Here is an 18,660-nt window from a genome sequence, read left to right as displayed (position 1 = left end):
TGCGGGAGCTTGGGGCATAGCCACGACCAGCGCAATACGGGTCGCTGTTTTTTCGATTGATAGGATGAATGCCGTTGGCACAGCTTGGGAGCAGGTTCTGGCGCGTCGGGCATGGCCGCGAGATCGAGGTCGGTTCCCGTGCCGTGATCATGGCCATCGTGAACGTGACGCCGGATTCCTTTTCCGACGGCGGTCGCTATGAAAGCGTCGATTCGGCGGTGGCTCATGCGCTTCAGGCGGTTGAAGATGGTGCAGGCATCATCGACATCGGCGGCGAATCCACGCGTCCGGGCGCCGAGATTGTCAACCCGTCCGAAGAGCAGGCGCGGGTGCTGCCGGTCATTGAAGCGCTCCGAGGCAAGACAGACGCACTGATTTCCATCGATACCTATCGCGCTGAGACGGCGCAGCGGGCGGTCAGCGCCGGTGCCCATATCGTCAACGATGTCTTCGCGCTCCAGAGAGAGCCCGAGATCGCACATATTGCGGCCGAAACAGGAGCAGGCCTATGCCTCATGCATACCGGTCGCGGTCGGGATAAGCTTGACGATGTGATCGCTGATCAGTTCTTCTTCCTGGAGCGGTCGCTTGAGATCGCGGCGCACGCTGGCGTAGAGCGGGAACGTATCGTCCTCGATCCCGGTTTCGGTTTTGCCAAGGATACCGAGGAGAATTTGGAACTGATGGCGCGTTTCGGCGAGCTTCATCGCCTGGGCTTCGCCCTGCTTGCAGGCACGTCGCGCAAGCGTTTCGTTGGCGCGATCATAGGGCGAGATCCGGCAAACCGGGACGCCGGCACGGCGGCAACGAGCGTGTTCCTGCGCCTTCAGAGGGCCGCGATTTTTCGGGTACACGATGTCGCAATCAACAGGGACGCATTGGCCGTCGCCGATGCTATGCTGGCGGAACGCGACTATCTTGAGCGGAAGGGCATAGCATGAGCACCACATATACGATTACCCTGCAGAACTGCGCCTTCTTCGCCCGGCACGGCGTACACGACGAGGAGGAGTTCCTCGGGCAGCGTTTCTTTGTCGATGCCGAACTCGATGTGATCGCAGGAGATGCGCTTGAGAGCGATTCGATTGGCGATACCGTGAACTATGGTATTGCATTCACTGTCATCGAGGAGATCGTGACGGGCAAGCGGCGCTATCTTATCGAGGCGTTGGCACTCGATATCGCGAAGGGGCTCTGCGAGAAGTTCCCACAGATCACACGCGCGAAGATCACCGTGCGCAAACCGAACGCACCCGTTCCCGGCGTTCTGGATTTCGTTCAGGTGAGCGTCGAACACTTTGTCTGAGACCGTTTTTCAGACCGCGACACTCGGCCTCGGGGGTAATATCGGCGATCCGGTCCATGCGATGGCCTTGGCGCTGCGAGCGCTGGACGCGCGGGCGGACTGCAAAGTCAGCGCCGTTTCGCGGCTTTATCGCACACCGCCTTGGGGGAAGACGGATCAATCCTATTTCTTCAATGCCTGTGCGCAGGTAGACACGTCGCTGGCGCCAGAAGCGCTGCTGGACGTCTGTCTCGGCATAGAGCGAGGAATGAAGCGGGAGCGTATCGAGCGCTGGGGACCGCGGACACTTGATATCGATGTCTTGACCTATGCGGACGTGAGCCAGAATGCGCCGCGGTTGGAGCTGCCGCATCCGCGCATGACAGATCGTGGGTTCGTGCTCATGCCGCTTGGCGATTTTGCCGTGGATCTCGTCGTCAACGGAACTACCGTTGGTGAATGGCTTGCACGGGCTGATGTCGCGGGCATCGAAGTGGCAGATCAAAGTTCAGGCTGGTGGCGCGTCGCCTGAAGTGCGAAAGCGGCGAAGACCGCCGCTTGTCCAGATAGACTACCTATGCCGGAATTACTCTACCGAGCCTACTGTGATTTCATCGACCTGACGCGTGAGCGTCAATCCGATGACAGGGATCATCTGGCTTTCGACCTTGACTGAAACGGTTACGTTCATCGTTTTATCGTCACGGATACGGGCGATCATCGCGCCGTTCAGCTTCGCACGGTTGAGGCCGACCACAACGGTATCGTCGGTGACGGTGCCCGAAACGACATCGAGGCCCTTGCCGGCGGCTCCATCAAGGAACTTGCCTTTGTAGCTGCCACCCGACTGGGAAATCAATGCGGTCATCGGCTGCTTGAACACGCCGACCCGGCAGCTGCCATCGAGTTTGATGCCATTCCCACCACCGCTCACCGGCTCGCCGACCAGGTTGCAGTTGAACTTCGTGCCCTTGTACTTGCCGGCGACGATCTCGCCCGGGCCTTTCCAGCTGCCGGCGACTGCATCGAAGAATGCCCTGTCGCGGGTTGCGGCCGTGGCAGCCGGAGCCGCATCGACGAAAGGCGAAAGTGCAATCGCCGCGAGGCCGAATAGTGAGAGAAACTTGCGCGAGTACATGGATTTTCCTTGGCGAACATCATCGCTTACATGATGCCAAATTTTGCCTAAAAATGGTTAACGGCTGGTTTCCAACATACGGAAATGGGCGGGATAGCCGGCTTTTTGCGTCCGCTGGCGGTTGCTGAGAGCTTCATTAAGGTATTGAATAAACACGCTCTCTTAGATCGATCTCGCCGAACGTCCGCAAGCCTCCCCGGTACTCTCAACTTTGGTTGTTGCGGTCACGTTGTGACATCGACGGCGTCAGATCACCGATGAAGTCGCCGATTCCCGGACGTTTCAGAGCGCGAAACGCCAATGGACGGCAGAGGTCCATCGCTGCAATGCCTATGCGCGCGGTCATCAGGCCATTGATAACGCCTTCGCCCAGTCGAGCAGACAACCTCGATGCTAGGCCATGGCCGAGGACCTGTTGCACGAGGCTGTCGCCGACCGCGATCGAGCCGGTGACGGCGAGATGGGCGAGAACGTCCCGCATAAGCCGAAGCATCCCGAGCGTACCCGGCCTACCGCCATAGAGTTCGGCCATCGCACGAACGAGCCGTACGGCCTCATAGAGGACGTACAGCAGGTCGACGACGGCGCGCGGGCTGACGGCGGTGACGATCGAGACGCGCTTGGAGGCATTGACGATCAGGCTGCGCGCCTGCCTGTCCAGTGGCGCCAGCAGCTCGCGCTCCGCCAGCGCGATGAGATGCGGGGCGTCGATGATGTCGCCTTCGGCTGCTTTCAGCGTCGCGCGGCCCCTGGCTGTCTCGGCTTTGCCGGCGAGCAGGACTTCGAGGCTTTTCACCAGCGCTCGCGCCTTGGCTGGCTTCGTTTCGAGGATCGCCTCCTCGGCTTCTGCCTTGATCGTCTGCACGGCTGCCAGCCGCATCATGCCGGCAGTCTCCCTGAGGACGACGGCGATGACGGCCAGGATACCGATCGCCAGCGCGGCGAGAGCTGCGTAGCCGAGCCAGTCGGCGCGGGTGAAGAGGTTACGGATAAGGCTGTCAGTCCAGAGCCCAAAGGCCAAGGAGAACAACACGCCGAAGGCGCCGAGCGCGATCTTGCCGAAGGAGGTGCCGCGCTTGCGGGGCACGGCGACCGGGAGGGGCGGAGCGTCCTTCTCGGGGTTGAGAAACGGATCGTCCTCGTCGGCCGTCAGGACGATCTGGTCGGCAAAACTTGCAGGCTTGCGCGCTAGATCCTTGGTCTCGGGGCGCAGCGGCTGGGCGTTGTCCTCATAGCTGAAAGCCGCGGGTGCGCGGCGCGGGTGCGGCGGCTGATCCAAGGGCGGCTTGATCATGCGAGACGGTCTCCGAACAGGAATTGCATGGCCCGATCGAGGCGGATATGCGGCACGGAAAGGGTGATGCCGTCGTCGGTCTCCTCTATTTGCGGAGGGCGAAACCGGATCACGTTCACATCCGGCAACTGGACACTGCGATTGCCCGATTCAATGCTCTCGAAGAGAGCTTCGGGGTTTTCGGGAAGGTCGCCGGGAAAAATCGCCGTTTTTTTGAGGCCGTCGAAGCGTTCGCCGGCGATCGTCTCTCCGTCCATCGGCGTTCCAACGATGACCGGCAGGTCGTGGCCATCGCGCCTGACCGTGGCTTCGCGCGTTGCCCGGACAGAGGCAAGCGCCATAACGTCAATGCCGGCACCCGCCATTCCGATACGCTGGATGGCGCGGTCGACAAGACGCCGGGTCAACGCATCCAGCCGGTGATGGCTTTCGTGATGCAGATGATCGGCCTTGGTGGCGGCGACGAGAACACGATCGATGCGGCGGCCGAGGAGGGACGACAGCAGCGAGTTCGTGCCGGGCCGGAAGCAGGCCAGAACATCCGTCAGCGCACGCTCCAGATCCTGCACCGCCTCCGGGCCGCGATTGATTGCCTGAAGGGCATCGATGAGGACGATCTGTCGGTCAAGGCGTGCGAAATGCTCTCGGAAGAAGGGTTTGACGACGACTGCCTTATAGGCCTCGTAGCGCCGCTCCATCATTGCCCAGAGGGAGCCTTTTTCAGCCCTGCCATCCGGTGGGAGGACCAGTGGCGCGAAGGTCAGGGCCGGCGAGCCGTCCAGATCGCCGGGCAGAAGGAAGCGGCCCGGCGGAAGCGTCGAAAGTGATCGTTCGTCTGCCTTGCAGGCTTTCAGATAGCCGGCAAACGCCGTCGCGAGGTCGCGCGCAAGCATTTCGTCGGCGGGAGCCGTAACGTCGCAGCCGTTCGTCAGCGCCAGCCAGTCATGCGAGAGCTCGCCGCGGATACCGGTACCCGCCAGCGCGACGGTTTCTTCGCTGAATGTGCGATAGTCCTTCGCAAGCAGCGGCAGGTCGAGCAGCCACTCGCCGGGATAGTCGACGATATCGATCGAGAGCCGGCCGGGAGAGAAGAAGCGATTCCAGCCGCTGGCGCTCTGATAGTCGAGCGTGACGCGCAACTCGGAAATCGCCCGTGTCGAATCGGGCCAGACGCGGTTCTTCACCAGCGAGCGAATGTGGTCCTCGTACTGGAAGCGCGGTACTGCGTCGTCGGGTTGCTGTTCGAGGCGTACGGCTGACACGCGGCCCGACTGCACCGGTTCGAACAATGGCAGGCGCCCGCCATGCAGCAGGTTGTGCACCAGCGAGGAAATGAACACCGTCTTGCCTGAGCGTGACAGCCCGGTCACGCCGAGGCGCATGGTTGGGTTGACGAGACCGGAGGCGCGGTCAGAGAGGTTTTCCAAAGCGGTGCGCGCGTCGTCGGCGAAGGATGTCAGGCTGGGGGGCAAGGCGAAATCCCGATTGGATGGTAGAACGCCATATAGGAACCGGCATGCGATACGAAAAGGACCGCCGTCAAGGAGGTCAGTCGATCACGAAGTCTACAAGGCGCCAACGCGTGGCGCCGTTGTCATAGTCGAGCACAGCAAGACCGGCCGTGGGAAAGCCGGTCGGTAACGCTTGAGACAGCGCCTGATGGCCGATCAATGCCTCCAGCGTCTGTTCAACCGTGGGATTGTGACCGATGAGCATCACGGAACTTACCGATCCCTGAGCGCCGATGATTTCCAGATAAATGTCGGGGGAGGCGTTGTAGAGCGCATCGACGAATCGAATGTCGACGGTCGATCCCATGGCGCGGTGGATTGCATCGGCGGTGTTGCGGCAGCGCAGCGCAGTCGAACTCAGCACCAGGTCGGGCCGGTATCCCCTATCGGCTGCCTTGTCGGCAACGATCTCGGCGTCCGCGTAGCCTTGCTCGTTCAGGGGGCGATCGAAATCGCTCTGCCCGGGAGCTGCCCAGGCAGCTTCCGCATGCCGCAAAAGATAGATCCGGGACGGCGGAGGCAGGATTGCGGTCATATGAAAATCCACGCTCGAGTAAGCTTTTTCAGTAGCGGCTGCTAAGGTCCCGCGTCAACCATGCCGGCAAATCCTGGGAGCAAGTTACGCCAAAACAGGTAGTCGCCCCAGCCATATGAGATGTGCGCCAAGCGAAATAATGATGCAAAAATAGTCTGTTAGCCCAAAAATGTGACAGATTTAAAAATATGTTTACCTAGCGTATTGGGCTTGAATCAGACGTAGTGCTCGGGATATACAGCCGCCAGATGAGATGTTCTTCAGGAGAATCGCGTTGAGTGAGAAGATCGATCTTAGCAACTACGTACCCTCGGAAGAGGAAGAGTTTATGAACGGCAATCAGCGGGCCTATTTCAGGTCGAAGTTGGTAGCCTGGAGAAACGACATCCTCAGAGAGGCGCGTGAAACGCTCGACCATCTGGCCGAGGAAAGCGCAAACCACCCGGATCTCGCTGACAGGGCGTCTTCCGAAACAGACAGGGCCATCGAGTTGCGTGCCCGTGACCGCCAGAGAAAGCTGATATCCAAGATTGATGCAGCGCTCCAGCGTATCGAGGACGGTACTTACGGCTACTGTGAGGAAACCGGTGAGCCTATCGGTCTGAAGCGTCTCGACGCCCGCCCGATCGCGACGCTTTCGATCGAGGCGCAGGAGCGTCACGAGCGCCGCGAGAAGGTCTATCGAGACGAATAGACCTCGAGCGCATCGGAAATATCAAAAGGCACTGCGGCGATCGCAGTGCCTTTTTTCGTTTCCGGAGTGGCTGATGATGTTGCCAAGCCCGCTATTTGTCCCGGTTGACGCTCATCTCGCCGAAGATGCGGGCAACCTCGTTTTGAAGTGCAGCGTCGGCGCCGGTGATGGGCGCCATCTCCGGATCACGGCGCGGAAGATTGCCGGGCGCCTGGCTGGGCAGTGGGCGGATCGGCGCATTCTGAGCGGGAACGATGCGCTCTGCCGCAAGCGTGCTCGTCATTTCTTCTTCAAGAACGCGTTGGAAATCGCTCGGCTGTGCTGCGGGGGGGATCGGCGGCGTGTCAGCAGGGTTGCCCGCCGGTGACATGGTTGGCTGCAGAGCCGCCGGGTGCCTGACGGCCGGGCTGATCAGCTGCGGATCGCCTCGCTGGGGAGCCAGGACCCGCTGGCGAGCCGAATCGAGAATCTCGGCTGCGGCCGACGCCTCGATAGCGGCCGGTTCAGGCGGGGCGAAGGTTTGCTGTTGCGGCCGCGGCTCAATTGCGGGCGCTATACGGGGCGCACGTTCGGCCTCCGTCGCTGCCGGTTGGCGCGGCGCTGGAACGGGTGGCACGTTGATCGGGGCAGGCTCAGGCACGTACTCCTCCACGGAAGCCGGACTGCGCGCCATCACCGGCTTCTGGGCAAGGCGCGCGATGGGTTCGGCTTCGGCGACCATCACCGGTTGCTCCGTCGCCGGTGGGCGCGCGGGCTCCGGCTCCGATTCTACGAGCGGCAGTATTCTGCTTTCGATCACGATATCGGTCGGCCCGCCGATCATCACCAGATGTTCGACGTCGTCCCGGCGGACGAGAACAAGGCGGCGGCGCGCATCCACCGCTGCAGCATCGAGAACCTGCAGCCGGGGCTGTCGGTTGCGTCCACCCCGGACGAACGGCGATGGCGCCCGACCACGCATGATCAAAAGCACCGCGACGAGCAGCAGCAGTGCGATGCCAACGCCGCCGGCAGCAAGAAGGAAGCGACTGCCATAAGCGCCCACCAGGTCATCGAACATCTTCACGTACTCCCTTCGCGGTTTTCAACCACATGACGACTTTTCCGCTTCGTAAACAAGGGATACGCGCCTTGTCCAGTCAGTCGGGTGGCGATGTGGAATCGCACCTGCCTTCCAACAGTGCATTTAAACGGGAAAAGTGGCGCTGTTGCTTGTGAATTCAATCACTCTTCATGGTTCGCGGTGTTTTTGGTTGAGCAGCAAGTTGCTAAGAATAGAGAAGCGCCTGATTCCTGCTACTTCTCTCTGTTGCGAGGGACGACGGGCAGGCAATGCGAGGGACTAGATGACGAAACCGCGTCAGGCCGACAACTTTAGCGAACCGCTCGTGGAGCGCGGAGGGCGCGCAGGGACGGCGTTGCGCATTCTCCTGCTTGCGCTGGTGCTGATCGGCGCCGCTGCAGCTTTCGTCGTCTTCAAGAGTTCGCTCGACAACGAAATGGTGTTGGGCGTCCTTGGGGTGCTGGCCATGGTCGGCATCTTCTTCCTGGTCTCGTCGATCATCGGCTTTATCGAGGTGATGCCGCAGCATCAATCCGACAGTCTGGCGCGTGCGTTCCTCAACAGCCATCCTGATGGTTCGCTGATTACCGACGAGAAGGGCCGTATCGTTTACGCAAACGCCGCTTATGGGGCGTTGACCGGTGCCCGCAAACCCACGGAGGTGCAGACGCTTGAGGCGCTCCTGTCTCGCCACCGCGAATCGAACGAAGCTCTCTACCGGCTTTCCAACGGCTTGAGAGACGGCAAGGAGGGGCGCGAGGAGTTCAGGCTGCTGCGGGCTCTCGGGCCGTCGATCAACGGCTCCGGCGCGCATTGGTACCGCCTGAAAGCACGTGTGCTGCAAAGCGAAGAAAGCGGCGGCAAGCCGTTGCGCATCTGGCAGATCAGCGACATTACGTCGGAACGGGACGATCAGGAGCGCTTCTTCAAGGAACTGCAGAATGCGATCGACTATCTGGATCATGCACCGGCGGGTTTCTTTTCCGCCGGGCGCAAGGGCGAGATCTTCTATCTCAATGCCACCTTGGCCGAATGGCTCGGTATCGATCTTACCAAGTTCATTCCGGGCTCGATGACCATTGGCGATCTTGTGGCCGGCGAGGGGCTGGCGCTAATCCAATCCGTTCAGGCTGATCCGGGCCTCAAGAAGACGGTGACGCTCGACCTCGACCTCAAGAGATCCACAGGCCAGAGCGTCCCCGTGCAGATCGTTCACAGCGTCACGTCGATGCGCGACGGTGCGCCGGGCGAAAGCCGGACAATCGTTCTGACGCGTCGCCAGGGCAGCGAAAGCGACCAGTCCGCCTCTGCCGCATCGATGCGCTTTACTCGCTTCTTCAACAATACGCCGATGGCGATCGCCTCGGTCGACGGCAACGGCCGCATTCTGCGGACAAACGCGCCGTTCCTGAAGCTTTTCTCCGGCATCGTCTCCCGTGACGATGTCGAGGACGGCGCGTTCTTCGAGACCATCGTGCAGGACGTTGACAAGCCGCGCTTGCAGCACGCGCTGGCGGCGGCGAAGGACCGCCAGGGCGATATCCCGCCGATCGATTCGAAAACGCAGGCCGACGATTCGCGTCATTTCCGCTTCTACGTGAACGCCGTGATCGATCAAAGCGATGAGGCCCCGGAAGAGGCCGCCATCGTCTATGCTGTCGAGGTGACGGAGCAGAAAGCGCTTGAGGCGCAGATGGCGCAGACGCAGAAGATGAATGCCGTGGGCACACTTGCGGGCGGAATCGCGCATGATTTCAACAACGTTCTGACGGCTATCCTGCTCTCATCCGACCACCTGCTGCTGCAGGCGCGACCGGCGGATCCGGGCTTTGCGGACCTGATGGAGATCAAGCGGAACGCAAACCGCGCCGCCGTTCTCGTGCGTCAGCTCCTGGCATTTTCGCGCAAACAGACGATGCGCCCCACGGTCCTCAATCTGACGGATTTGGTCGGCGATCTCAGGATGCTGGTCGACCGGCTTCTTTCCGGAACGAACGTCAAGCTCGATGTGGAGTACGGGCGTGACCTGTGGCCGGTCAAGACGGATCTTTCCCAGTTCGAGCAGGTTCTAATCAATCTCTGCGTCAACGCCCGGGATGCCATGCCGGAGGGCGGCAAGCTGACGCTACGCACCAAGAATGTGACTGCGGAGGAGGTTGCGGCCTTCAACTATACCTACATGCCGCACGAGGACATGGTGCTGGTTGAGGTCTCGGACAACGGAACCGGGATCGCCCCCGAGATCATGGACAAGATCTTCGAGCCTTTCTTCACCACCAAGGATGTGGGCAAGGGTACCGGCCTTGGCCTCGCAATGGTCTACGGCATCGTCAAGCAATCCGGTGGCTATATCCAGCCAGAATCCGAAATGGGCAAGGGCACGACCTTCCGCGTCTTCCTGCCGCGACATATCGTCGACCCAGCTATTGCCGCAGAGGCGGAGGCAGTCACGCAGGCAACCGGCGCGCTGCCCCAACAGACGGCGGCGCCCGAGCAGCCGGAAGATCTCACCGGTTCGGCAGTCATTCTGCTGGTMGAGGACGAAGAGGCCGTGCGTCGTGGCGGCAAGCGAATGCTCGAAACGCGCGGCTATACCGTTCACGAAGCCGGTTCCGGTGTTGAAGCGCTGGAGATCATGGAGGAACTGGACGGCAAGGTCGATATCGTCGTCTCTGACGTGGTGATGCCCGAAATGGACGGGCCCACGCTCTTGCGGGAGCTGCGCAAGACATATCCGGATCTGAAGTTCATTTTTGTCTCGGGATATGCCGAGGATGCGTTTGCCCGCAACCTGCCGCCGGAATCGAAATTCGGCTTCCTGCCGAAACCGTTCTCGCTGAAACAGCTCGCTGTCGTCGTCAAGGAGACGCTGGACAGCTAGGGGAGGCGTCTGAACGCCTCCCTGATCGATCAGGCCATCAGTGCGACGGCGATTTCCGCTGCCAGGCGGGCGTTGTTTTCGACAAGCGCGATGTTGGTCTTCAGGCTCTGGCCGTCGGTCAAGTCGAAGATAGTGCTGAGCAGGTAGGGGGTCACGGACTTGCCGCTGATCTCGTCGCGATCGGCGCTGTCGAGTGCTCGCTCGATGTAGATTTCCATTTCCTCGCGCGCGATTTCGTCCGCCTCGGGCACGGGATTGGCAATCAGCATGCCGCCGTCTATGCCGAGCTGCTCGCGAACCGTCTGGAAATTGGCAATGGCTGCCGGGCTGTTCAATGTCAGCGGACTGCGTAGGCCTGACGAGCGCGACCAGAAGGCTGGGAATTCTTCGCTTTCGTAGGTGACAACAGGGACGCCCGCCGTTTCCAGGACCTCCAGGGTCTTCGGGATGTCCAGGATTGCCTTTGCGCCAGCGCAGACGACGATGACGCCGGTGCGGCCGAGTTCCCCGAGGTCGGCTGATATGTCGAAGCTGTCTTCAGCGCCGCGATGGACGCCGCCGATGCCGCCTGTTGCGAAGACCTTGATGCCAGCGCGCTCAGCCGCGATCATTGTCGCGGCGACCGTTGTTGCGCCATGGCGACGTTCGGCGATCGCGAAGGCGAGGTCGGCGCGCGAGACCTTCAGAACGTCTTTCGCCTGCGCAAGCTGTTCGAGCTCCTCGGCTTCGAGGCCGATGTGCAGCGTACCGTGGATAACTGCGATGGTCGCCGGCACCGCACCCTGTTCACGGATGATCGATTCGACGCTTCGCGCCATTTCGATGTTGCCGGGATAGGGCATGCCATGGGTGATGATCGTGGATTCCAAGGCCACGATCGGTGCGCCGCGCTGCTTGGCGCTGGCGACTTCCTTCGAATAAGCAATCGGCAGGAGTGGGGACACGGGCTTGGTCATTATATCTTCCATTTCGTCTTATCAGCGCTTCAATGCAGAATTCTTGGCTCTGGGACAAGAGCAAGCGTCTGCGTCAGCAGATCGGCGGAGAGATTTTCGTTCACGGCGTGGGGCGATTGAACGGTAAGAGCCGCCGCCGCCGCGCCATCGCGGACGGCGTCTGCGAGCGGCAGCCCACGCATGAGCGCGGCAATGATGCCGGCGGCGAGGGAATCGCCGGCGCCGGTGACGTCTGCCACATCGGCGACATCTGGTGGCTGCAAGGCAATAACCCGACCGTTCGCAAAGGCGATCAGCTCGCGCTGCCCGCGGGTCACCACACCGCCCCTGAGGCCGGCGTCACCGAGCAGTGACGGCCAGTGGGACGGGTCGTTCGGACGTTCGCCGGTGAGCGCTGCGGCTTCCGCTTCATTGAGGAAGAGGTAGTCGATGCCTTGCATGCAGCTTTTCAGCTTGACGACCTTTGCCGGTGAGATCGCAATCGCGCCGACCGGCTTGCCAAGCGCGTTGGCGCGGGCGACGATGGCAGCGAGCGTGTCTTCCGGGAGGTTGGTGTCGAAGAGGATGAAATCGGTGGCGGCAAAGGCATCGCGAACCGCACGGATCGACAGGCGCCGCGGCACGAACATCCGGTAAAGATCCATGTCCGCGAGCGCAATGACAAGGTTGCCGTCGCGTTCGATGATTGCGGTATAGCTTGGCGTCTTGCGATCGAGGAAAACAAATGGCCGATCGTTGATGCCGGCATAATCCGCGGCTTCGCTGACCATTTCGCCGGTCGGGTCACCGCCGCGCGGGGAGATCATCGTGACGTCGAAACCCAGTCGGGCGAGATTGCGCGCTGCGTTGAAACCGCCGCCGCCCGGCTCTTCGAACCAGGAGCCAGGATTGCTGGCGCCTTCAGCGGTCTCTCCGGAGATGCGTCCGCGCCGGTCGATGTGGGCTCCGCCCAAGACAAGAATCTTCTTCCGCATGTCACCGTCCCGTGTCGTTGAACGATCCGAATCGTCCGGTGGCATGGAGGGGCGAAGAGCCGGGACGCGGATGCGTAAGCCCTTGCTTTCCATGGATAAAACAAATGTAGAACACGGGCCGTTTTACCTTTTTCTTTCAATCGCTTGCACCGCACTTGCGACATAAGAACAAATGCGGTACAAAATCGATATCGGCGGCGACATTGCTTGAGCGGCTTCAATAACCTAAAGGTGGATCGAATGTCACAGAATACATTGCGGCTTGTAGAGGACAAATCGGTGGACAAAAGCAAGGCACTTGAAGCGGCACTCTCACAGATCGAGCGGTCGTTCGGCAAGGGCTCCATTATGAAGCTCGGCTCAAACGAGAGCGTTGTTGAGATCGAGACTGTTTCGACGGGCTCTCTCGGGCTGGATATCGCGCTCGGCATCGGTGGCCTTCCCAAGGGGCGTATCATCGAGATTTACGGACCGGAAAGCTCGGGCAAGACGACGCTGGCGCTGCAGACCATTGCGGAAGCGCAGAAGAAGGGTGGCATCTGCGCCTTCGTCGACGCCGAACACGCGCTCGATCCGGTCTATGCCCGCAAACTAGGCGTCGATCTTCAGAACCTTCTGATCTCGCAGCCGGATACCGGCGAGCAGGCGCTTGAAATCACCGATACGCTGGTGCGCTCAGGCGCCATCGACGTGCTTGTGGTGGATTCGGTTGCTGCGCTGACGCCGCGTGCTGAAATCGAAGGCGAGATGGGCGACAGCCTGCCGGGTCTCCAGGCACGATTGATGAGCCAGGCGCTGCGCAAGCTGACGGCTTCGATCTCGAAGTCCAAGACCATGGTCATCTTCATCAACCAGATTCGCATGAAGATCGGCGTCATGTTCGGTTCGCCGGAAACGACGACCGGCGGTAACGCGCTGAAGTTCTACGCATCGGTCCGCCTCGACATCCGCCGCATCGGCGCGGTCAAGGAGCGCGAAGAGGTGATCGGCAATCAGACCCGAGTGAAGGTCGTCAAGAACAAGATGGCGCCTCCCTTCAAGCAGGTCGAGTTCGACATCATGTATGGCGAAGGCGTTTCCAAGACCGGCGAACTGGTTGACCTGGGCGTCAAGGCCGGCATCGTCGAGAAATCCGGTGCGTGGTTTTCCTACAACAGCCAGCGCCTCGGCCAGGGCCGCGAAAATGCCAAGATGTTCCTACGCGACAATCCGGACCTTCTTCGGGAGATCGAGACGGCGCTTCGCCAGAATGCGGGGCTTATCGCCGATCGTTTGCAGAATGGTGGCCCTGATGCGAATGATGGGGACGATGCCGCGGAGGGATAATCTCCCGGCGCTCTGCGAATAGTTGAAACCGGCCGCATTCCTTCATCAGAATGCGGCCGGTTTTGTTTGTCTGCTGGACAGTGGTTAACGCGGACGATAAAAGCCACTGACTTTACGTTTTGACCTGCCTTCGGCAGCATTGAAGGGCATAGCATGAGCGGTGTGAATGATATCCGGTCGACCTTCCTCGACTATTTCAAGAAGAACGGCCACGAGATCGTTCCGTCGAGCCCGTTGGTGCCGCGCAACGACCCGACATTGATGTTCACCAATGCAGGCATGGTGCAGTTCAAGAACGTTTTTACCGGTCTCGAGCAGCGTTCCTACAAGACGGCATCATCTGCGCAGAAGTGCGTGCGGGCAGGCGGCAAGCATAACGATCTGGACAATGTGGGCTATACCGCTCGCCACCACACGTTCTTCGAAATGCTCGGCAACTTCTCCTTCGGCGACTACTTCAAGGAACAGGCGATCGAACTCGCCTGGAACCTGATCACCAAGGAATTCGGCCTCGACGCAAAGCGCCTGCTGGTTACCGTCTATCATACGGATGACGAAGCCTTTAACCTGTGGAAGAAGATCGCCGGCCTGTCGGACGACAAGATCATCCGCATTCCGACCAGCGACAACTTCTGGGCGATGGGCGATACCGGTCCGTGCGGTCCCTGTTCGGAGATCTTCTACGATCACGGCGATCACATCTGGGGGGGGCCTCCCGGTTCGCCGGAGGAGGATGGTGATCGCTTCATCGAGATCTGGAACCTCGTCTTCATGCAGTATGAGCAGCTGACGAAGGAAGAGCGCGTCGACCTGCCGCGACCGTCAATCGACACCGGCATGGGCCTTGAGCGCGTTGCCGCTGTTTTGCAAGGCAAGCATGACAACTATGACATCGACCTGTTCCGCGCCCTGATCCAGGCCTCGGAAGAGGCAACCGGCGTCAAGGCCGAGGGTGAGCGTCGCGCCAGCCATCGCGTCATTGCCGACCACCTGCGTTCCTCCGCGTTCCTGATTGCCGACGGGGTCTTGCCGTCGAACGAAGGCCGCGGCTATGTTTTGCGCCGCATCATGCGCCGCGCCATGCGTCATGCTCAGTTGCTGGGCTCCAAGGATCCGTTGATCTGGAAGCTGCTGCCCACGCTGGTGCAGCAGATGGGCCGGGCCTACCCGGAACTGGTCCGCGCCGAATCCCTGATTTCCGAGACGCTGAAGCTCGAAGAAACCCGTTTCCGCAAGACGCTGGAGCGCGGTCTTTCGCTGCTTTCCGACGCGACGAGCACGCTCGGCAAGGGCGACATGCTCGACGGCGAGACTGCGTTCAAGCTCTACGATACCTACGGCTTTCCGCTCGACCTGACGCAGGACGCGCTGCGCGCCCGTGAAATCGGCGTCGACATTTCAAGCTTTACCGATGCGATGGAGCGCCAGAAGGCGGAAGCCCGCTCGCATTGGACGGGCTCCGGCGACAAGGCAACCGAAACCATCTGGTTCGAACTGAGGGAAAAGCACGGCGCGACCGAGTTCCTCGGCTACGATACAGAGAGTGCCGAAGGCGTCATTCAGGCTATCGTCAGGGATGGCGCATCCGTTGCTTCGGCAGCCGTTGGCGACAAGGTGCAAGTCATCGTCAACCAGACGCCGTTCTACGGCGAGTCCGGTGGACAGATGGGGGACACGGGCGTCATCACCTCGGAAACGGCCAAGATCGAGATATCGGATACGCAGAAGAAGGGCGAAGGCGTCTTCGTTCATATCGGCAGCGTTATCGAGGGCTCGCTCAAGTCAGGTGACGAGGTTGTGCTGACGGTGGATCATGCCCGCCGCTCGCGGCTGCGCGCCAACCATTCCGCCACTCACCTGCTACACGAGGCGCTTCGCGAGGTTCTCGGCACGCACGTCGCCCAGAAGGGGTCGCTGGTTGCGCCCGAACGCCTGCGTTTCGACGTGTCGCATCCGAAGCCGATGTCGGCCGAAGAGCTGAAGGTCGTCGAGGACATGGCAAACGAGATTGTACTGCAGAACTCGCCCGTCACCACGCGCCTGATGAGCGTCGACGACGCGATCGCTGAAGGTGCCATGGCGCTGTTCGGCGAGAAGTACGGCGACGAAGTTCGCGTTGTGGCCATGGGGCAGGGCGTGCGCGGCGCGAAGGCCGGCAAGGCCTACTCGATCGAGCTTTGCGGCGGCACGCATGTCGCCGCCACCGGTCAGATCGGCCTCATCCGTGTTCTCGGCGAAAGTGCCGTCGGTGCCGGCGTTCGCCGTATCGAAGCGGTTACCGGCGAGTCTGCGCGCGAATACCTGGCCGAGCAGGACGAGCGCGTGAAATTGCTTGCTGCATCGCTCAAGGTCCAGCCCGGCGAGGTGCTATCGCGCGTCGAAGCGCTGATGGACGAGCGCCGCAAGCTGGAGCGCGAGCTGGCCGATGCCAAGCGCAAGCTTGCCATGGGCGGTGGGCAAGGCGGCTCGGCGGATGCCGTTCGGGACGTTGCCGGCGTCAAGTTCCTGGGCAAGGCGATCTCGGGTGTCGACCCCAAGGATCTGAAGGGTCTCGCCGATGACGGCAAGGCAAGCCTCGGCTCCGGCGTTGTCGCGCTGATCGGCGTTGCCGAAGACGGTAAGGCCAGCGCTGTTGTGGCCGTGACACCGGATCTGACTGGCCGCTTCAGCGCCGTCGACCTGGTGCGCGTCGCGTCCGCTGCACTCGGCGGCAAGGGTGGTGGCGGCCGTCCCGACATGGCTCAGGCCGGTGGTCCCGATGGTTCGCGGGCCGATGAGGCGATCGAGGCCGTTGCGGTCGCTCTGGCGAGCTGATCTTCGGTCGTGTGAATTGTTTGAAGGCGGGGCAGGTCCCCGCCTTTTCTTTTCGTTGCCGCCAAATTCCGCAGGATTTGTCAAATCAGGCTATGGTTTTCTGCAGCCGATCGAATTTGCAGGAGGTTCCGACATGGCTGGCGAGGCGGCATGGGCGCTCTATGAAAACCGTTTGAGGCGGGTTTCGGCCTATATCCACGATCATCTCGACGAAGAGCTCGATATGGAGAAATTTGCCGAAATCGCCTGCATGTCGAGCTATCACTGGCACAGGATCTATCGGGCGATCTATGGCGAAACGCTGGCGGCCACCGTCAAGCGGCTGCGTCTGCATCGCGCGGCGGGCGACATCGTCCGCACGGATCTAGACGTCAGCGAGATCGCGAAGCGATCCGGCTATCCCAACGTCCAGTCCTTCAACCGCATCTTCAAGTCGGTCTACGGCATGCCGCCGGCGCGGTACCGAAAAGAGGGAAGCCATACAACCTTCCAACTCTCACCTTACGGAAAGACGCAAGCCATGTTCGACATTACCTTACGGAAGATCGAGCCGATCCAACTCGTCGGCGTTGCCCATGCCGGCTCCTACATGCAGATCGGCAAAGCGTTCGAGACCCTGTTCGGCACGCTCTATGCGCGCGGGCTGGCAAAGCCCGACATGCGGATGATCGGCGTCTATCTCGACGATCCCGATATTGTGCCGGTGGAGAAGCTGCGCTCGATCGCCTGCGTGAGCAGCGACGGTCCGGTCGCCGCGGAGTTTCCCTTGGAACCGCGGACGCTGGATGGCGGCGAGTATGCAGTGCTGCGCCACAAGGGGCCTTATGCCGACATGCACGGAGCCTATCAGTGGCTCTATGCGGAATGGCTTCCAAAATCCGGTCGACAGCTGCGCGACAGCGTGATGTTCGAGGAGTATCTCAACAATCCGCGTGAGGTGCCGCCGACCGAGCTTCTGACCGACATTTACATGCCGCTCAACTGAGCCTCAAGCGCTCTTCTGCAACGCCTTCATGGCCTCGTCGTCGATTTCGGCCGCACGTTTGTAGCCGGCGCGGTCGGTGACGCGGCCGATATAGTCGGCGAAAGCCTGGCGCTTCTCGATGGTGCCGAAGCCCAGGCCCCAGGCGATGTGGGAGCCGACATAGACATCTGCGGCGGTGAAGCGGTCGCCCGCGATATAGGGGGACGCGCTGACGGCCGTCTCCAGCGTGTTCATCACGTCGGCATAGCTGCCATATCCCGCCATTCGGCTTTTGTCCGGTGGTGTCTGGAAGCCAAGCGAACGGTTGGTCACAGCGGCCTCCAGAGGGCCGGCGGTGAAAAACATCCAGCGATAGTAGCTGCCGCGTTCTTCGGGTCGCGGCGCGAGCCCGGCGTCGGGGAAGGTTTCAGCGAGATAGGCGCAGATGGCAGCGCATTCCGTTACGACCGTCTTGCCGTGCCGGATGGCGGGCACCTTGCCCATGGGGTTCACGGCCAGGTATTCCGGCGCCTTGATGGTGCCGTCGAAGGTCATCACCTCCGTCGCGTAGGGAACGCCCGTTTCCTCCAGCATCCAGCGGGCGATGCGCCCACGCGACATTGGGTTGGTATAGAATATCAGTTCATCTGCCATGCTTTCCTCCTTGTCGTGTTCTGCTCGATTGGTATCGACCCATGCTTGCATATCGCGAGCAAGGATAAGGTAGTGCGGCTTCTGGGAAATGCTCGTGTCACAGTGCCTTGCGGTACTGAATGAAGCCGGAGCGCTCGGCGATCCTGTCGTAGAGCCTTCTGGCGGTGGCGTTGGTTTCGTGCGTCATCCAGTAGAGACGACCAGCGCCATTTCCCCGGGCAAGGTCGGCGACCGCGTCGATCAGCGCTGCGCCTGTTCCGAGGCCGCGCTGGGCGTCGTCGACATAGAGATCCTGAAGATAGCACGTCCATTTCGGAAGCCAGCAGGAGCGGTGGAAGATGGCGTGGACCATGCCGACCAGGCGGCCGTCGTCATCGAAAGCGCCGAGCGCGTACATCTCTTCGGCAGCATCATGGAAGCGGCTCCAGGTGAGGTCGGTCGTCTCCGGCGGAATGACGACTTCGTAAAAGCGCTGGTAGCCGGCCCAGAGCGGTTCCCAGGCGGCCCGATCGGATGGCTGCAGGGCGCGGATTTCAGTGGTCATTTCCGGGATTCCCCATCGTGTTCGCAC

General features: G+C 61.1%; 17 protein-coding genes. 8 read left to right on the top strand and 9 right to left on the bottom strand.

Annotated elements, in window-relative coordinates:
* The first annotated feature begins 74 nt into the window (after nt 1-74).
* Genes folP through folK form a run of 3 tightly spaced genes read left to right on the top strand, consistent with a single transcriptional unit; the run spans nt 75 to nt 1,817 of the window.
* Nucleotides 75-941 carry a dihydropteroate synthase gene (folP, locus tag AC1DMK_RS03115; protein WP_477857058.1) on the top strand — a complete coding sequence of 289 codons (867 nt, stop codon included), beginning with the start codon at nt 75-77 and terminating at the stop codon, nt 939-941.
* Entirely contained in the window at nt 938-1,306 is a 369-nt protein-coding gene (gene folB, locus AC1DMK_RS03110) for a dihydroneopterin aldolase (RefSeq protein WP_037061268.1), read from the top strand. Before folP ends, folB begins: the two co-directional genes overlap by 4 nt.
* On the top strand, nt 1,299-1,817 hold the full coding sequence (folK, locus tag AC1DMK_RS03105) for a 2-amino-4-hydroxy-6-hydroxymethyldihydropteridine diphosphokinase (RefSeq protein ID WP_477857056.1): 519 nt from the start codon (nt 1,299-1,301) through the stop codon (nt 1,815-1,817). Before folB ends, folK begins: the two co-directional genes overlap by 8 nt.
* A 54-nt stretch (nt 1,818-1,871) precedes the next feature.
* Here folK and AC1DMK_RS03100 read toward each other — a convergent pair whose 3' ends face one another.
* From AC1DMK_RS03100 to AC1DMK_RS03085, 4 genes are all read right to left on the bottom strand, one after another.
* The gene (locus tag AC1DMK_RS03100) at nt 1,872-2,423 is read right to left on the bottom strand and encodes a hypothetical protein (protein WP_037061272.1); all 552 of its coding nucleotides are present in this window, start codon (nt 2,421-2,423) and stop codon (nt 1,872-1,874) included.
* Between the two features lie 205 nt (nt 2,424-2,628).
* Nucleotides 2,629-3,717, bottom strand: a complete 1,089-nt coding sequence (locus tag AC1DMK_RS03095; protein ID WP_477857054.1) for a YcjF family protein — start codon at nt 3,715-3,717, stop codon at nt 2,629-2,631.
* Nucleotides 3,714-5,189, bottom strand: coding sequence for a YcjX family GTP-binding protein (locus tag AC1DMK_RS03090; RefSeq protein ID WP_477857053.1), 1,476 nt, complete (start codon nt 5,187-5,189; stop codon nt 3,714-3,716). Before AC1DMK_RS03090 ends, AC1DMK_RS03095 begins: the two co-directional genes overlap by 4 nt.
* Before the next feature lie 76 nt (nt 5,190-5,265).
* A complete protein-coding gene (locus AC1DMK_RS03085) occupies nt 5,266-5,763 on the bottom strand; it encodes a SixA phosphatase family protein (RefSeq protein WP_477857051.1) in 498 nt (165 codons plus the stop codon).
* 274 nt (nt 5,764-6,037) lie between these two features.
* Between AC1DMK_RS03085 and dksA the strand changes: the two genes are divergently transcribed.
* Entirely contained in the window at nt 6,038-6,457 is a 420-nt protein-coding gene (dksA, locus tag AC1DMK_RS03080; RefSeq protein ID WP_057468524.1) for an RNA polymerase-binding protein DksA, read from the top strand.
* Nucleotides 6,458-6,548: 91 nt separating this feature from the next.
* Here dksA and AC1DMK_RS03075 read toward each other — a convergent pair whose 3' ends face one another.
* Nucleotides 6,549-7,517, bottom strand: coding sequence for a flagellar biosynthetic protein FliO (locus tag AC1DMK_RS03075; RefSeq protein WP_080725480.1), 969 nt, complete (start codon nt 7,515-7,517; stop codon nt 6,549-6,551).
* 286 nt (nt 7,518-7,803) lie between these two features.
* Between AC1DMK_RS03075 and cckA the strand changes: the two genes are divergently transcribed.
* Complete coding sequence (gene cckA, locus AC1DMK_RS03070) at nt 7,804-10,401, top strand: cell cycle histidine kinase CckA (protein ID WP_477857049.1); 2,598 nt, start codon at nt 7,804-7,806, stop codon at nt 10,399-10,401.
* Nucleotides 10,402-10,430: 29 nt separating this feature from the next.
* Here the strand turns inward: cckA and AC1DMK_RS03065 are convergent, their stop codons facing one another.
* Nucleotides 10,431-11,357: a pseudouridine-5'-phosphate glycosidase gene (locus AC1DMK_RS03065; RefSeq protein WP_037061289.1), complete on the bottom strand. Its 927-nt coding sequence runs from the start codon at nt 11,355-11,357 to the stop codon at nt 10,431-10,433.
* Between the two features lie 29 nt (nt 11,358-11,386).
* Entirely contained in the window at nt 11,387-12,331 is a 945-nt protein-coding gene (locus AC1DMK_RS03060) for a carbohydrate kinase family protein (RefSeq protein ID WP_477857048.1), read from the bottom strand.
* Nucleotides 12,332-12,571: 240 nt separating this feature from the next.
* On the opposite strand from AC1DMK_RS03060, the gene recA reads away from it, so the two are divergent.
* From recA to AC1DMK_RS03045, 3 genes are all read left to right on the top strand, one after another.
* The gene (gene recA, locus AC1DMK_RS03055; RefSeq protein WP_037061293.1) at nt 12,572-13,657 is read left to right on the top strand and encodes a recombinase RecA; all 1,086 of its coding nucleotides are present in this window, start codon (nt 12,572-12,574) and stop codon (nt 13,655-13,657) included.
* Nucleotides 13,658-13,810: 153 nt separating this feature from the next.
* On the top strand, nt 13,811-16,471 hold the full coding sequence (gene alaS / locus AC1DMK_RS03050; RefSeq protein ID WP_477857046.1) for an alanine--tRNA ligase: 2,661 nt from the start codon (nt 13,811-13,813) through the stop codon (nt 16,469-16,471).
* Nucleotides 16,472-16,604: 133 nt separating this feature from the next.
* Nucleotides 16,605-17,456 (top strand): AraC family transcriptional regulator, encoded by an 852-nt coding sequence (locus AC1DMK_RS03045; RefSeq protein WP_477857044.1) that lies wholly within the window; start codon nt 16,605-16,607, stop codon nt 17,454-17,456.
* Nucleotides 17,457-17,459: 3 nt separating this feature from the next.
* On the opposite strand, the gene AC1DMK_RS03040 is transcribed toward AC1DMK_RS03045, so the two are convergent.
* Nucleotides 17,460-18,089 carry a glutathione S-transferase family protein gene (locus AC1DMK_RS03040; protein WP_477857043.1) on the bottom strand — a complete coding sequence of 210 codons (630 nt, stop codon included), beginning with the start codon at nt 18,087-18,089 and terminating at the stop codon, nt 17,460-17,462.
* A gap of 97 nt (nt 18,090-18,186) precedes the next feature.
* The gene (locus tag AC1DMK_RS03035; protein WP_477857042.1) at nt 18,187-18,633 is read right to left on the bottom strand and encodes an N-acetyltransferase family protein; all 447 of its coding nucleotides are present in this window, start codon (nt 18,631-18,633) and stop codon (nt 18,187-18,189) included.
* Between the last annotated feature and the right edge of the window lie 27 nt (nt 18,634-18,660).

Source organism: Rhizobium sp. 05L419 (assembly GCF_056397845.1).
This window is presented reverse-complemented; position numbering and strand designations above follow the sequence as displayed.